The organism is Olleya sp. UBA1516, assembly GCF_002323495.1.
Classification (GTDB): Bacteria; Bacteroidota; Bacteroidia; order Flavobacteriales; family Flavobacteriaceae; genus Olleya.
The window spans coordinates 93,914-109,479 of record NZ_DCQO01000020.1; the positions used below are offsets into that span (position 1 = coordinate 93,914).

At 31.2% G+C, this 15,566-nt stretch carries 11 protein-coding genes and 1 pseudogene; 4 read left to right on the forward strand and 8 right to left on the reverse strand.

Features of this window, described 5'->3' with window-relative positions; genetic code table 11:
* Positions 1 to 18 precede the first annotated feature (18 nt).
* Positions 19 to 1,230 carry a multidrug effflux MFS transporter gene (locus B2989_RS12745; protein WP_292949069.1) on the forward strand — a complete coding sequence of 404 codons (1,212 nt, stop codon included), beginning with the start codon at positions 19 to 21 and terminating at the stop codon, positions 1,228 to 1,230.
* 6 nt (positions 1,231 to 1,236) lie between these two features.
* On the opposite strand, the gene B2989_RS12750 is transcribed toward B2989_RS12745, so the two are convergent.
* Positions 1,237 to 1,869: a MarC family NAAT transporter gene (locus tag B2989_RS12750; RefSeq protein WP_292949072.1), complete on the reverse strand. Its 633-nt coding sequence runs from the start codon at positions 1,867 to 1,869 to the stop codon at positions 1,237 to 1,239.
* Positions 1,870 to 2,144: 275 nt separating this feature from the next.
* Between B2989_RS12750 and B2989_RS12755 the strand changes: the two genes are divergently transcribed.
* Both B2989_RS12755 and B2989_RS12760 read left to right on the forward strand, forming a co-directional pair.
* Positions 2,145 to 3,641, forward strand: coding sequence for a hypothetical protein (locus tag B2989_RS12755; protein ID WP_292949074.1), 1,497 nt, complete (start codon positions 2,145 to 2,147; stop codon positions 3,639 to 3,641).
* A gap of 74 nt (positions 3,642 to 3,715) precedes the next feature.
* Positions 3,716 to 5,524, forward strand: a complete 1,809-nt coding sequence (locus B2989_RS12760) for a cytochrome-c peroxidase (RefSeq protein ID WP_292949077.1) — start codon at positions 3,716 to 3,718, stop codon at positions 5,522 to 5,524.
* On the opposite strand, the pseudogene B2989_RS12765 reads toward B2989_RS12760, so the two are convergent.
* Positions 5,521 to 6,573 (reverse strand): annotated as a pseudogene (locus tag B2989_RS12765) (proline iminopeptidase-family hydrolase). The gene B2989_RS12760 and the pseudogene B2989_RS12765 overlap by 4 nt on opposite strands.
* 121 nt (positions 6,574 to 6,694) lie before the next feature.
* On the opposite strand from B2989_RS12765, the gene B2989_RS12770 reads away from it, so the two are divergent.
* Positions 6,695 to 8,596 carry a DUF294 nucleotidyltransferase-like domain-containing protein gene (locus B2989_RS12770; protein ID WP_292949080.1) on the forward strand — a complete coding sequence of 634 codons (1,902 nt, stop codon included), beginning with the start codon at positions 6,695 to 6,697 and terminating at the stop codon, positions 8,594 to 8,596.
* Between the two features lie 28 nt (positions 8,597 to 8,624).
* Here the strand turns inward: B2989_RS12770 and B2989_RS12775 are convergent, their stop codons facing one another.
* From B2989_RS12775 to B2989_RS12800, 6 genes are all read right to left on the reverse strand, one after another.
* Positions 8,625 to 9,386: an NYN domain-containing protein gene (locus tag B2989_RS12775; protein ID WP_145001473.1), complete on the reverse strand. Its 762-nt coding sequence runs from the start codon at positions 9,384 to 9,386 to the stop codon at positions 8,625 to 8,627.
* Between the two features lie 560 nt (positions 9,387 to 9,946).
* Positions 9,947 to 10,612, reverse strand: a complete 666-nt coding sequence (locus B2989_RS12780) for a response regulator (protein WP_292949087.1) — start codon at positions 10,610 to 10,612, stop codon at positions 9,947 to 9,949.
* Between the two features lie 3 nt (positions 10,613 to 10,615).
* The gene (locus B2989_RS12785) at positions 10,616 to 12,250 is read right to left on the reverse strand and encodes a tetratricopeptide repeat-containing sensor histidine kinase (protein WP_292949090.1); all 1,635 of its coding nucleotides are present in this window, start codon (positions 12,248 to 12,250) and stop codon (positions 10,616 to 10,618) included.
* A gap of 186 nt (positions 12,251 to 12,436) precedes the next feature.
* Complete coding sequence (locus B2989_RS12790) at positions 12,437 to 13,171, reverse strand: acyl-CoA desaturase (protein WP_292949093.1); 735 nt, start codon at positions 13,169 to 13,171, stop codon at positions 12,437 to 12,439.
* A gap of 58 nt (positions 13,172 to 13,229) precedes the next feature.
* Entirely contained in the window at positions 13,230 to 13,802 is a 573-nt protein-coding gene (locus B2989_RS12795; protein WP_145001469.1) for a Crp/Fnr family transcriptional regulator, read from the reverse strand.
* Between the two features lie 38 nt (positions 13,803 to 13,840).
* Positions 13,841 to 15,550 (reverse strand): serine hydrolase, encoded by a 1,710-nt coding sequence (locus B2989_RS12800; protein ID WP_292949097.1) that lies wholly within the window; start codon positions 15,548 to 15,550, stop codon positions 13,841 to 13,843.
* Between the last annotated feature and the right edge of the window lie 16 nt (positions 15,551 to 15,566).

Genomic DNA, 15,566 nt, shown 5'->3' on the forward strand with positions numbered 1-15,566 from the left:
TTAAACTACTTTTGCAGCATGCAAAAAAATCCACCTGTTAAGTTAGAGTTTATATTACTAATGGCATCTTTAATGTCTATTGTTGCCTTAGCGATTGATGCTATTTTACCAGCAATGTCAGCAATAGGAATCACAGTTAATAGTTTAGACACTAGTAACAACCAATTACTAATCACCATGATTTTTCTAGGTTTAGGATTTGGACAACTATTATTTGGACCTTTATCGGATAGTTTTGGTAGAAAACCCATTGTTTATATTGGTTTTACTGTGTTTGCAATAGGAAGTATAGTTTGTGTTTTATCACATAGTTTAGAAATGATGGTTGTTGGTCGTATCATCCAAGGTGTTGGATTAGCAGCTCCAAGAACTATCGCTATTGCTGTTATTAGAGACATGTTTAAAGGAGATTATATGGCCAAAATAATGTCGTTTGTTACAACCTTCTTTATTCTGGTTCCTGTTATTGCACCTGTAATGGGTAAATTTATTTTAAACCATTACGATTGGACAGGAATCTTTTATGTTCAATTAATAATGGCTTTAGTTGTTGCTATTTGGTTTTGGAAACGTCAGCCTGAAACCTTAAAGCCTGAATATAAAATAAAGTTTACTAGACATGTTTTTATTGATGGTTTAAAAGAATTATTAAAATATAAAGAAACTATAGGATTTACCATTATTTCTGGTTTTATCTCTGGTGCATTTATTGTTTATTTAAGTGCTTCTCAGGTCATTTTTGAAAATCAATATGGTTTAATAGACGAGTTTCCATACATCTTTGCTGGATTGGCATGTGGTGTTGGTTTATCCACTTTTTTAAACGGAAGCTTTGTTATGCGTCTTGGTATGTGGCGTTTATCCTATTTAGCTATCATTGTTTTTAGCGTTAATGCGTTACTGTATGTCATATTATTTTGGAATGCTACAACTAATCCTGCATTACCAATTATATTAATATTTATGGCTATCCAATTTTTCACCATAGGCTTTATCTTTGGAAATCTACGAGCTATTGCTATGGAGCCAATTGGACATATTGCTGGTATTGGAGCTGCTATAACAGGATTTATATCTACAATAATGGCTGTACCAATTGCAAATTACATTGGTAGTTTTGTTGACACAACAGCGTTACCATTATTTATAGGGTTTACGGTTTTTGGTTTTATGTCTCTAATTTTATTTTTATTTATTAAAAGAACTAGAAAACGAAATATCATTTTATAACCATTACTATATTTTAATTGTTGAAAGTATATCTACTACCGAAGATATTATATACTCCACACCTATAGCTATTACTATAAAACCTATAATTCTAGACAGCGCATTAATCCCAGAAGCTCCCAAAAATTTAACGATTAAATGCGCACTTTTAAGAATGACGTAAATAGTAATGGCTGCTAAAAGCATAGCACCAACTATTGTTAATTTTTCGGAAGTTAAAGTAAACTCTTGATTATAAGTAATTAATAACGAAATTGTCCCAGGACCAGCTAACATAGGTATTGCTAATGGTGTTAAACTTATTCCATCTCTAGTATGTATATCTTCTTGTACCTTTTTACGTTTCATCCCTTTATGTTCTCTAAATTTTCCGGTCAACAACGCAAAGCCAGAGGATGTAATTATTAATCCTCCTGCTATTTTTAAAGCATTAAGACTAATTCCAAAAAAAGATAAGATATACTGACCTGCAAAAAACGAAAGCAATAAAATAACCAAAACATCTATTGCTGTCCAAAAGGCTGTAACAGAGCGTTCTTTTTTACTGTGCTCTCCTGTTAAGCCTACAAATACAGGAACGGTTCCTAAAGGATTCATAATTGAAAATAATGCTCCAAATACTGCTAAAAATAATTCCATTGTTTTTTCTGCAAATTCCGTTCTTTTTTGACGTTTAAAAGTTATCGTTAGATTAACTAATCTTAAATAAAACGTAAAACAAAAAAAGCACCCAAAACAGCTATAAAGCATTAACAAACAAGACATTATCAACTAAAAACCTTCACTTAACATAAAGTTTACATAGTAACATTAGCGTAAAGTTTTCTTAAAACTTCAATCATTTTTAGTTAATACTCTTTAAAACTCTTGACCTTAGTTTTGTTCAAAATTAACCACTTAAACAATCAAATACAATGAAATTAATTAAACAACATTTTTTTCAATTATGCATAATTACCAGTCTAGGATTTGGATTAGTAGGCTGTGAAGGAGAAAATGGATTAGACGGAACTAACGGTCAGGATGGTCAAGATTTTACACCTACTGATGAGCTTTTTAGTAACAAATCGGCTTTAGATCCTTTAGTAGATATTAGCGCTAACTTTAACAATGTAAAAGCTTACTCATTAATTAGCTCGACAGATTATTTACCAAATGGATTCCGTTTAGTTGGTGCACAAGATGGTGCAGGTTTATTAAAAGATGGTAACGAATATATTTATGTTGTCAATGCAGAAGACGATTATAGTGTCTCTAGAATTAGATTTGACGAAAACATGAGACCTATAAAAGGTGAATGGTTGTTAAACGCTGGAGTTGCTGATTTTGCAAGACAATGTTCTGGTACAATGTGGGAAGCTGCAATACATGGTGGCTCTCAAGATTTCTTTTTATCTGCTTCAGAAAGTATCGCATACGATGTTAAAGCAATAGATCCTTGGATAGAAACACCTACTCCAAATGCTGACTTTGGTTTGGACGCTTTGGGTGAATTTTCTTGGGAAAACGCAGTACCATTACCTCAAAATTCATATGCAGGAAAAACAGTGATTATTGGTGGAGATGACGATTCTAGTGGCTCTGAAGGTCAAGTAATCATGTATTTATCAGAAAATGGAGATGCAGATTTAACTAACGGTAAAATATATGTATTACGTTTAAAAGAAGTATCTGATGGTGCCAATGGTATCCAAAATGTTGCAGCAAATACAGTTTATAATGAAGGAAGCTTAGATTTTGGAGCCACCTATAATGTTGAATTTGTTGAAATAGAAAATGGTGCAGCCATGACCAAAAACGAAATGGAAATAGCTTGTACTGGTGTTTTTGCTTCACAGTTTATGCGTGTTGAAGATGTTGACTACCAAAAAGGAAGTGATGAAAACGCTAGAAACGTTTATTTTGCAGTTACAGGAAGAGGTCCTGGAGCAGGAACTTATAATGATTGGGGAACCATTTACAAATTAAACCTAGATGCCAACAACCCATTACAAGGTCAATTAACACAAATTGTAAGTGGTAACACAGACACAAACAACCAAGATGGTAACTTATCTAGCTTACAAAGTCCAGATAATATTTGTGTAACAGAAAACTATGTGTACATTCAAGAAGATCCTAACTCTTTTGATAGAGGTCATGCAGCTAGAATCTACCAAACAGACTTAAACGGAAATAATCCAACAGACGTATTAGATTTAAAAATTGAAAGCAACTTATCTCCTACTGGAAGCTCTTCTTTATCTGGAGAGTTTGGTGCTTTAATTGACATTTCTGACAAAGTTGGTGTGCCAGACACATTTATTCTAAACTTACAGCCACACTACTGGAAAAGTGACGATTTTATATCTACAAACTTACCACACAACCAAGGTGGACAAATCGTATTACTACAAGGATTACCTAGATAAAACGACATCTTTTATTATTAATAATGAATCTCCATTGTACAATGGAGATTCATTTTGTTTATTACAATCTTAACATGAAATCATACCATTCATTTTTAATTACAATAGTATTATTAGTAACATTATCAGCTTGCAAATCGGATAAAACCGAAACCATAGACGTCATAAATTGGGACATTGCACAAAAGTACTATATAAACAATATAGACCTTGCTTCTAAATACTTAGATAGTTTAAAAACCGAAGGTCTTACTGGTAAAAGCACCAAACACTATTTTACATTAGCACGAGAGGCTTTTAAAAAAGCAGAGCCTTATGCCTCATATTTAAACCCTGAAGTAGGACACAGAGCTAATGGTCCTGCACTTCCTGTGTATAAAGAAGATACTGGCAAAATATTAAAACCTATTGGTCTTCAAAAAATAGAAGAAAGTATTTATGAGCAAGAGACGTCTGTCACAGATTTTAATCAAGAAATCTATGTTACACAAGGGTTGTTTGCTATATTAAAAGCAAATATGGAAAACAGAGCGTTAACACCACAACGGTTTTTTATAGCTACACACCAACAGCTTTTGCGCATTGTAAGTTTGGGTATGTCAGGATTTGATACTCCTGTTAGTCATTTAGGTATAAAAGAAAGTGCTGTTTCATTAAAAAGTCTTCAAAACGTATATAATAACACCTTAAAATCTTCTATTATAAACAAAGACAAATCCTTAGATGATGCGTTTAACAACTCGATTTTAAAAGCAATAAATTACATTAATCAACATCAGGATTTTGATGCTTTTGATAGGTTTACGTTTACCAGAGATTACTTAAATCCAATCACGCGTCAATGGGTTTCTATCAGGAAAACAGCTAACATTTGGGAACCTACTAATACAGAAGCTTTTAATTTTGATGCACCTACTTTTTTTGAAAGTAACAGTTTCAACTTAAACTATTTTACACCAACTACTAACCGTAACCCAAGAGACAAACAAATAGCTTTGGGCGAAAAATTGTTTTTTGACACACAACTTTCTGCTAACAACAGTATGGCTTGCGTTACCTGTCATAGTCCTGCTTTAGGGTATGCAGATGCTATGACTGTTAACTTAGATAATAACGGTAAGCCATTACAGCGCAACACACCAACTTTAATAAATAGTGCCTTTCAAAAAAGCTTTTTTTGGGATGGTAAATCAGAAACGATGATTGAACAAATTTCATCTGTGTTTTTAAATGATAAAGAATTTAATACTAACGTTCACACCTTTTCTGAAGCTATTTTACAAGATTCAACTTACGTTACATTATTTAAAGAAGCCTATGGACAAGTTCCAAAAAATAATACCAATGTTATTAAAGCATTGTCTGCTTATATTTCTACTTTAAACGGTTTTGACTCTAAATTTGATAAAAATATTAGAGGAGAACTTAATAATTTTACAGATGAAGAAACCTTAGGTTATAACCTATTTATGGGAAAAGCCTTATGTGCCACATGCCATTTTATGCCTTTAACTAGCGGAACTGTACCGCCTTTTTTTACTGAAACAGAAAAAGAAGTTATTGGTGTTCCAAAAACAGCCCAAAATAAAAAACTAGATGACGATTCTGGTTTTTATTATAAATATAAAGAAGCCTTACATAAAGGTATGTTTAAAACGCCAACGGTTAGAAACGTAGCTATAACAGGTCCATATATGCATAATGGCATCTATACAACTTTAGAGGAAGTCCTTAATTTTTACAACCTTGGTGGAGGTGGTGGATTAGGTTTTGATTTGGACCATCAAACGCTTCCTTTTGACAATTTAAACCTTACAGAAACCGAGCAGCAAGCCATTATAGCTTATCTAAAAACCTTAACTGATGTACCTGACACGTATTAAAACGCACCAGAATCTACATCTTTAATAAAACTAATTAACCCTTTAAAAAACACCTTTTGATCATCAAATTGAGATAAATGACTGCCATTTGGGCAAAGCAAAAAACGTCCATTTTGGACTTCGGTACTAATCCATTTCATGTGTTCTGGATCCATAGTATCATGCGTTGCTCCAATGGTAAGGGTTGGTGTTTTTATTTCTTTTAAACGGTCTTTTACATCCCAATTTTTAAGCGTAGCATTACCTTTAATACCAAACTCACTTGGTCCTTGCATTGTTACATACACATCAGGATTTAAATGCTTAAAGCCTCTGTTAATTGGTTCTGGCCAATCTTTGACTGGCATTCTAATAACATGCTTGGTGTAATAATTTTCGACAATTAAATCTAAATATCTTTGGTTTGTATAATCTTCTTTATCCTCATAGCTCATAATTTCTTTTAAAACTTCAGGATCTAATTTTGGTGCTAACACCTGGTCCGAATATTTTTGATAGTCAGGTATTGAAGCTACCATGTTAGATATAATTAATCCTTTTAAATTATCTTGATATTTTAAGGCATATTGCATACCCAAAATTCCTCCCCAAGATTGACCATACAAGTAAAAATTATCTTTATTTAAACCTAAAGCAATTCTGACCTGTTCCACCTCTTCTACAAATCTATCTAAATCCCATAAACTTAAATCTTTGGGTTGATCGCTGTAATACGATCCTAATTGATCGTAGTAATAATACTCTATATTTTCTTGCGGAAAGTAACCATCAAAACATTCATAAATTTAATGTGTCATTCCTGGACCACCATGTAATAAAAGCACCTTCATTGTTGGGTTATTTCCAACGCGTTTAGTCCAAACCTTAAATTCGCCTTTAGGTGTTGTAATTGGTATCATTTTTATACCTCCTAAAAATTGATCTTCAGTATTGGGTTTTAAATAATTTTCTGCAGTATTAGTAGTCTCAACCTTTTTTGTTTCTTCTATCTTTTTACAATTAAAACATAATAAAGACAAGACACTTAAAATAAATAGTTTGGTTTTCATAAACTTGATAATTAGAAGACTAAGTTAATCAAATAAAATGTCTTTTTATCTTGCTAATTATTTTAACAAAATGATAGTAATAGTCCAATTTTAACCTATTAATTTTGCATAAATTAGTAAGATGAAAAACGCCATTACAGAACGTATTTTAGATTTCATAAAAGGCTTTCCTCCTTTTGATGCTTTAAGTCATGAGCAATTGTTAGCTATTGCGTCTGAGATTGAGGTAATTTACATTGAAAAGGATAATTTTATTTTTAAACAAAATGAAGCTTTACAAGAAGTATTTTACGTGGTAAAGGCAGGTGCAATTGGTATTTTTAAAGATGATAAATTAGTTGATAAATGTGATGCTGGAGATATTTTTGGATTACGAGCATTAATACGTAAAGATCATTATTTATTGGATGCAAGAGCTATTGAGCAAAGTATTATTTATAGTATTCCTGCTAAGGTTATTGAAGATATTATAATAAATAACCCAAAAGCCAATCAGTTTTTAATTGCCAGTTTTGCTACTAATACACGTAATCCTTATAGTGATGAAGACAAGGGTACATTATTTGCTAACATTGGTGTTTTAAAACCTGAAGCCTCTAGTTTTACCGAAATGCAATCGGCAAAGTTTTCTAAAAACCCTGTGGTATGCAATCCATTAATTAGCATACAAGAAGCTTCGCAAATAATGAGCACTAATAAAGTGGGATCTATTGTAATAACTAATAACAAACAGCCAATTGGTATTATTACAGACAAAGATTTGCGTAATAAAGTGGCTACTGGATTACACACCATAACAGACACTGTGGAAGCCATTATGTCTTCTCCAGTTATCACGTTTCCTGACAGTATATCTGTTGCCGAAGCACAAATTGCAATGCTTAAAAATGATATTTCACACCTATGTATTACCAAAGATGGGACACCATATTCTGAGTTAATTGGTATCCTATCAGAGCATGATATTATTGTAATTTATGGTAATAATCCTTCGGTTTTAATTAAAGAAATAAAACGAGCAAATTCTGCTGAGTCGTTAAAATATATTAGAGAAAAAGCGCAAGATTTATTAAAAGGGTATCTTAAACAAAGTATCCCAATTAGTTTTATAACCAAAATAATTTCTGCAATAAATAATGCTATTACATCGCGTATTTTAGAGTTAACTATTGCAGAGTTTAACCAAGAACCACCTGTATCTTTTGCTTGGTTAGCTATTGGAAGTCAAGGAAGGAAAGAGCAACTATTATATACAGATCAAGACAATGCTTTAGTGTATGAAGACAGTACAGAAGACTATAAAACAAAAGCTTACTTTTTAAAATTAGCAACTGCTGTAAATAAAAAACTAGCTATTGTTGGCTTTAAGTTTTGTCCTGATAACATGATGGCAAGTAACCCAAAATGGTGTTTAACCGTCTCTGATTGGAAATCTCAATTTACCAATTGGATTACCCACTCTGACGAAGATAAAATGATGTTATGCAACATTTTTTTTGATTATAACTTTGTTTATGGAAACCAAAGTCTAGTTAGTGGTATGTCTGACAATATTTTTAGAGCCATACATAGTCATGAAATCTTCTTAACTTTTATGGGTAGAAATGCTTTAAAAAAACCTGCACCTTTAAGCTTTTTTAGAAGCTTTTTAGTAGAGCATTCTGGAGAACATAAAGATCAATTTGATATTAAATCCAGAGCTATTATGCCACTTGTTGATGCTGCACGTGTTTTAATTTTGTCGCATGATATTAAGGATGTAAACAATACTATAGCACGCTACCAAAAACTGGTTGAAATCGAACCTCAGCACAAAGATTTGTTTGACTCGTGCATAAACGCATTTAGAGTATTACTACGCTTTAGAACAAAACAAGGATTGAAAAATAATGATTCTGGTCAGTTTATTGACGTAAAAAACCTTAGTAAAAATAACAAGTTAAAACTTAAAGGTTGCTTTAAACCTATTAAAGAAGTACAAGATTTATTAGCTGCACGATATAAAGTGTCGCAATTACCTTAAATTATAGTAGTAATAATTGTGTGATTAATTATCGCTTTCGGCCTTTAGGTTTTACCTCTTTAATTCTGACATAAATTAGCTTCATGCGACCTCTAGTGTCCTCACGACTATCTATTTCAAACGCTGGAATACTGTTAATTAAAGGTGTTAGTTTTTGAAAACCATAATTTCTAGAATCAAAATTAGGTTGCTTTTTTTGTAATAAACTTCCAACATCACCTAAAAATGCCCAACCATCATCATCTGCAACATCGTCAATAGTTGTAGCAATAAGCTTAATTTCTTTTTGTGTGATGGTGTCGTAATTATTTTTGGACTTAGAAGATTTGGTTGAGGGTTCTAATGTACTGTCTTCCGTTAGGTTTTTAAGTATTTCTATGTAAATAAACTTATCACAAGCGACTATAAAAGGGTTTGGCGTTTTCTTTTCTCCAATACCATAGACTTTCATTCCAGCTTCACGTAAACGCGTTGCAAGACGTGTAAAATCGCTATCACTAGATACTAAGCAAAAGCCATCTACTTTCTCTGAATATAAAATATCCATTGCATCAATAATCATAGCAGAATCTGTGGCATTTTTACCAGTAGTATAGCCATATTGTTGGATTGGAGTTATTGCATTTTCTAATAGTAAACTTTTCCATTTATTAAGATTTGGTTTGGTCCAATCTCCATAAATACGTTTAATTGTTGGATTACCATATTTAGCAATTTCTTCCATCATCTCCTTTACATATGCTGAGGGAATATTGTCTCCATCAATAAGTACTGCTAATTTTATATCCATAAGTGCTAAGTTGAAATTTATAACGTAGCTAAAGGTAATAGCTTTAAATTAAAAAACCACTCATTTTTGAGTGGTTTTAACAGTCTATAGATAAGCTATTATTTTCGTGTTGCTTTTTTAGCTAGTTTAGCAGCCTTTTTTTCTTTAGGCGATAAGGTCGCTTCCTTTTTTACATTTTTTTTTGCGTCTTGTGATTTAGCCATAATTATTGTTTTTAATAATGAATTACATATTAATTAAATGTAATGAAAAGTAGCATACAAATTAAAATTAAAACAATTAATTGAATTTTATTTTTGATTACAAGATTAATACAAAATAAAAAAGCCCTACAATAAATTTGCAAGGCTTTAATCGAGAATACATCATGACAATTAGCTAAAATTATTTCTGTAAACTCTAATCAATTTACTTGGTTAAAGCAAATCATAAAAAAGGCAATCACTAAGGATTGCCTAAAGTTTTTTCCCTTAGAAAAAACATTATTAATTAATTAGCATACAATTTTAAGACTTGTTAGCTTATGTATTTTACGGTTTCCCGTAAAGACTTGTTTTTTTTTAAATTAATCCTAAATCTTTTACGATTGCGACAAGATGTATGGCATTGTTAGCTTTAAATTGTATACGTAGTTTGTTTAGCTTTTTTTCGATAGTACTCAAGCTATTAGGCGAAATATTATCTATTTTTAGTTGTTCTCTAATTTGTTCTTGCGACAAACCATTAGATAGTAGTTTAATTAATAAAATGTCATAATCATCAATCTCTAAATTAGACTTTGGACTTAAAGCCTGTTGCACTTGAGGTGATAAATATTGACCATTTTGATATGTCGTTACAATAGCCTGATCAAGTTCTATCAAACCACGTCTACCTTTACAAACATAACCATCAATGTTATGTTTATTAACCAAGATTCTTACTTTTTGTAATCTATCTTCTACCGAATAAACAATGATTTTTAAATCAGGATTCTGTTGCTTTAAAGCAGCAACAAGCTCTTCTCCTGATTTATATTTCTGGTCTCTATGATCTGCAATAAACGATAAATCTGTAATTAACAACTCAAATGGTTGTTGGTCTAGAATTGCTTTAGATATTTTAAGATAAGCATCATCACAATATTGTACTTGTGTGACATTAGTTATGGATAAATTACTCAAAACAGATAAAACGCCTTGACTAATACTACCTAAATCATCTGATATAATTACTTTACTAAACATACTTTATAATATAATGTTTGCTTTAAACCCTTTATTAACTGTGGATGTAAAAGTAATTGTTCCATTAACAGATTGAATACGGTTTTCCACATTTTGCAAACCATTATTCTTTTTTAATAGTGTTCCTACACCATTATCGTTGTAATTAATAGTCACTTTTTTATTGTTTTGACTAAAAACTACGACTACAATATTAGCTTGACTATGTTTTTTCATATTGGTCATTAACTCCTGTAACACTCTGTAAAGTGCAGTCTTTTTAACATCTGACACCTTTTTCCAATCTACCTTTGCAATGTCCTTTGTAATCACATTAACCTGATTACTACTATAATTAGCTAATAAATCTGTAAGTAGGATTTCAAAATCTTGATTAACATTTATTGTGCTATTTTCTTTAGAAATATCTCTAGTTTTAATGTAAATTTTTTCCAGATCGTCTAAAAAGTCTTCATTTATAGTGGCTTTACTCTGTAATTTTGTCATTATTTGATAGACATCATTTGCTACCTCATCATGTACTTTTTTAGATATTCTAGTTTCTGTTGTATAAACCTCTTTTAATTTTTCTTTTTTATGTTTAGCTCTAAAAAAATAGAGTAAACCCAAAGCTAAAATCAATATTACAACTGCTAATAGTTGGTAGATTTGTTTTTGAGCTTTCTCTATTTGAGACTGTAATTGACTTTTACTAACGTTATATTTTAGTAAAGCAAACTTATTTTGACTCAGTTTTGTCGCTTTTAATAAGCTATCGTTTAAAAATGAATACTCCTTAAATACCGTATTATCTCCTAAGTTATACCTTGTTTTAACTGCATCTAATTTGTAGGACAAACTGTTTACCTTATTAGCAACGTCATAGGCTTTTATTGCAAAGGATAAAGCTTGGGCTGTATCCTTTTTACTTAAGTAATATTCGGATAAATTTTTATAACTTGGATATAACTCGGCTAAATTATCAACATTTTGACGTATGGTATAAGCTGTCCTAAAATCGTCAAATGCACCTTGATTATTTAATTTAAATTTTATAAACCCTAAATTATCAATAACTCTAGCCTTTTCTATTGAGTCTTCTACCCTATTAAATAAATTAGTTGCTTTTATTAATGTGCTCTGAGCGTTATTATATAATTTTTGATTTTTATAAATATTAGAAATGTTGTTATACAATACCAAACTATCTCTTGAAGTTGCAGTAATAGATAACGCTTTTAAATACGTCTCATTAGCTTTATCAAACATGTTTTTTTGATTATAGACTTGTCCCAAAAGGTTTAAAACTCCTGTTGTTAGTTTAGTATTATAATCATTAACTTTTAGACCATCTAATATCTTTAAAGCTTCAACAGCACTTACTTCACTATCATCATAAAAACCTACTTTGTAGTCTATTCTTGCTAAAAAATATAAATCATAAGCTATACCTAATTTGCTGTTTTTTTTCTTTTTAATTTCTAAATGCTCAATTAAATATTGATACGCCTTAGCTAGCGTTTCTTCAGAGGTTACTTTCTCTATAGCATTTGTGTAGTATGATAAGCTATCTGTTTGATGCTGTGAAAAAGCCTTATTACTAAAAAGACAAGTAACGCTTATATATATAAGAAGAAATAATTTTAGGTTGGTTTTCATACCTCTAAAATAGAAACTTATATTTAGTTATTTAAGTACTAAATTTACTTTTTAGTCACTAAAGTTAAATAGCCTATTTTACTTTTTATTTAGCTAAACCCAAGCCATTTGTAAAACATTAAAAAACAGCTTTATATAAAAATTAATCATTTTGGATTAAATATTTATGCAAAAAAAAACTGCTAATTAATTAGCAGTTTTTTTAATTTTTATAATATGTAGTTTATCTAAAACATACATTATGCAGTATGTAAAATCAATTTCAAACCAACGTACACCAAAATTAGCACGTCCACTATGCGAGTGGTGGTTATTATGGTATCCTTCTCCCATCATCAAAATATCTACAGGCAGTAAATTTTTAGACGTGTCACTAACTTTAAAGTTACGATAACCATAAATATGCGCAAACCAGTTTATAATAACTCCGTGGATTGGTGCCATAAAAAATGCGATAGGTAGTAATAACCATTGCCACCAAGCAGTTGCAAAGACACTAAAAAACACAATATAGGCTGCAGCCCATGATAATCTTGAAATTCTAGAACTTGCTATCTTATCAAATGCCTTCCATTGTGGTACATTTTTAGTAAACTTATCTGCTACTGCAATACGTTTTTTATTAATATCCTGATAAATATTTTTTGTGCGCCACATCATAGTAAATAAATTACTATCGTATTTAGGTGAGTGCGGATCTTTTTCAGTATCTGCATAAGCATGATGCATCCTATGCATTACTCCGTAACCATAGGCACTTAAATAATTTGATCCTTGAAAAACCCATGTTAATACAAAGCAAATACGCTCTGTCACTTTGGACATTGTAAAGGTTTGATGTGCTGCGTAACGATGTAAAAAGAAGGTCTGAAAGAACAAACCTGTATACCATAAAATTATGATAAATATTAAAATAGCCATAGACTTTACTTTATTTACAAAGGTCTACATACTATTATGCTCATACAATGAACCTAAGTTAAGAAATTCGCTTTCTAATCCTACTTAAAGCCTGAGGAGTAACACCAATGTAAGATGCTATATATTTTAACGGAATCTCCTTTATTAAGTTTGGTCGCTCTGTAAACAAATTTAAATAACGCTCTTCAGCAGTTTCATTTAAAAGCGATTGCTCACGTTTTGATTTAATTAAAAACAAACGTTCTGAGGATAAACGACCAATTACATTACCTGCAAAACTTTTTTCGTACACTTCCTGTAGATCGTCATAAGATATGCTCCACATGGTAATATCCGTTAACGCTTGTAACTTATATAATGAAGGTTTTCTGGTCAAAAAAGAATCGTAAGCACTTACAAACTCATTTTTAAAACAAAATCCAAAGGTCAAATCTATTTCTTTTTCTTCCTTCGGAATTAAAAAACGAGCGATACCTTTTTCTATAAACGAAATATAGTTTTCTGTATCGCCAACGTCTAGTATTGTGCTTTTCTTTTTAAAAGTTCTATTCTCTAATTTAGATGAAAACAATTGCCAATCTTGATCAGATATAACCACTGTTTTTTCTATATATTCTCTAATATTAATCATATTTGCATGTACACTGCAAATATCGCGAATTAATTTTATTATTCTACGCGCTGACCTGGTAATACTTGACCATTTTGAAATAAAATCATACCATCTATTTGACCGTCTTTATTTGCTTTAAACTCCACTTTAGCCTCCACAACTTTTAAATAAAACTGATTTACTTCTGAAGGATAAATTTCGAATTGTGATTGGTTAGTTGCTTGTAAAAATAAACGTCCATCGTTTGTTGAAATAGCAATAAAAAAATCTGGTGCTAATTGATATTTACCAACATACGTTTTTAGTATTTCTGGAGATATAACAACCTCTTCCAATACCACATCTAATGATTTTAAAACGTCTCTTGCATTGTCGTTTGCTGGATTTAATGCTAAAGACTTTTTGTAGTTAGTGATAGCTAATGTTTGTTCTCCTGATTTTAAATATGCTTCACCTAATGAGTCGTATGGGTTGGAAGCCTCCGGAAATTGTGCTACATTTAATTTAAATAATGCTAAAGCAATTTCATTTTGGTCTTCTTCTAAAAACTGATAACCTAAAGTGTTAAGCTGGTCTATATCAAAATTAAAAGTATCGGCTTGACTTACCTTAGCATCTTTATAAAACATGACAGCCTCAGCTATACTACTCTCTTTAATTTTTTTAGCCATTACCTTTGCTATTGATGGTTTGACAGGTTGTAATGGATATGTTGGTACCATTAATTTAATAGCAATAGCATCCACGTTTTCATTACTATTTGTCAAAACTATTACGCCTTTTTTATCCGCTTTATCAATAGCAGACATTGCACAATAACCACCTGTTGCACCATTATGCATTAAAAATTTACCGTTTTCAATATGCCAAGCTAATGCCATTTCTATACGCTGTTCTTCACTTTTAAAAGTAGACTGATGTGCTAATTGCATCGCTTTATCTAATGGTGTGTTTCCAGAAGCACAGTTTAAATTTGCTTGGATATATTTTACCATATCACTAGTAGTTGACCTTATTCCTCCTGCTCCAGCTAAGGTGATAATATCCCAATTATTAGTTTCTGATAATCCTGCATGTCCTTTTGCTAAGCGGTTTTTCATTTGCTGAGTTAATACTATTCTGGTATCATCCATTTGTAAGGGATTAGCAATATGTTGTATTACTAACTCTTCAAAAGTTTGACCACTTTGAAGCTCTAAAATGTGACCTAATAATCCCATTCCTAAATTTGAATACTCACTAATAGCACCAATATCTCTAGTTAGCTCGTAATTAGAAATAAAACTATATAATTGTTTATAGGTATAATCTGCAAACGGATTGTTTACGTCTTTTGGAGCCATATTATCTGGCATACGTGGTAAAGCAGACGTATGTGTTGCTAAATGTTGTAATGTAATCTCTTTGCCATTTTTTGTTGGCACTGTGACTGTTTCTGGTAAGTATTTTGAAATTGGGTCGTTTAAACTCATTTCGCCATTATTAACCTTTAATGCTAAAATGGTGGTCGTAAATGTTTTTGAAATAGATCCAATCTCAAACACTGAATTTTTATTTACAGGTGTTCCATCCTTAATTGCAGTATTACCAAAGCTATAATAGTCTATATTTTGACCATTAATATATCCAACTACGATACCAACATTAACTTGATTATTAACTCTTGATTGAATGTATGTTTTAACTTCATCTGGAATTTGAACGTCTTGTGATTTAGCTTGAAAGCTGATGATAAATACGATAAGAATTACTATTAGTTTTTTCATTTTGGTAATGGTTTTG

What these genes read in the sequence shown, in the direction of transcription:
- B2989_RS12775 (WP_145001473.1), bottom strand. Translation starts at nt 9,386, where the DNA reads ATGGATATAAAATTAGCAGTACTTATTGATGGAGACAATATTCCCTCA.
- B2989_RS12800 (WP_292949097.1), bottom strand. Translation starts at nt 15,550, where the DNA reads ATGAAAAAACTAATAGTAATTCTTATCGTATTTATCATCAGCTTTCAA.
- B2989_RS12755 (WP_292949074.1), top strand. Translation starts at nt 2,145, where the DNA reads ATGAAATTAATTAAACAACATTTTTTTCAATTATGCATAATTACCAGT.
- B2989_RS12790 (WP_292949093.1), bottom strand. Translation starts at nt 13,171, where the DNA reads ATGGCTATTTTAATATTTATCATAATTTTATGGTATACAGGTTTGTTC.
- B2989_RS12780 (WP_292949087.1), bottom strand. Translation starts at nt 10,612, where the DNA reads ATGTTTAGTAAAGTAATTATATCAGATGATTTAGGTAGTATTAGTCAA.
- B2989_RS12785 (WP_292949090.1), bottom strand. Translation starts at nt 12,250, where the DNA reads ATGAAAACCAACCTAAAATTATTTCTTCTTATATATATAAGCGTTACT.
- B2989_RS12795 (WP_145001469.1), bottom strand. Translation starts at nt 13,802, where the DNA reads ATGATTAATATTAGAGAATATATAGAAAAAACAGTGGTTATATCTGAT.
- B2989_RS12750 (WP_292949072.1), bottom strand. Translation starts at nt 1,869, where the DNA reads ATGGAATTATTTTTAGCAGTATTTGGAGCATTATTTTCAATTATGAAT.
- B2989_RS12760 (WP_292949077.1), top strand. Translation starts at nt 3,716, where the DNA reads ATGAAATCATACCATTCATTTTTAATTACAATAGTATTATTAGTAACA.
- B2989_RS12745 (WP_292949069.1), top strand. Translation starts at nt 19, where the DNA reads ATGCAAAAAAATCCACCTGTTAAGTTAGAGTTTATATTACTAATGGCA.
- B2989_RS12770 (WP_292949080.1), top strand. Translation starts at nt 6,695, where the DNA reads ATGAAAAACGCCATTACAGAACGTATTTTAGATTTCATAAAAGGCTTT.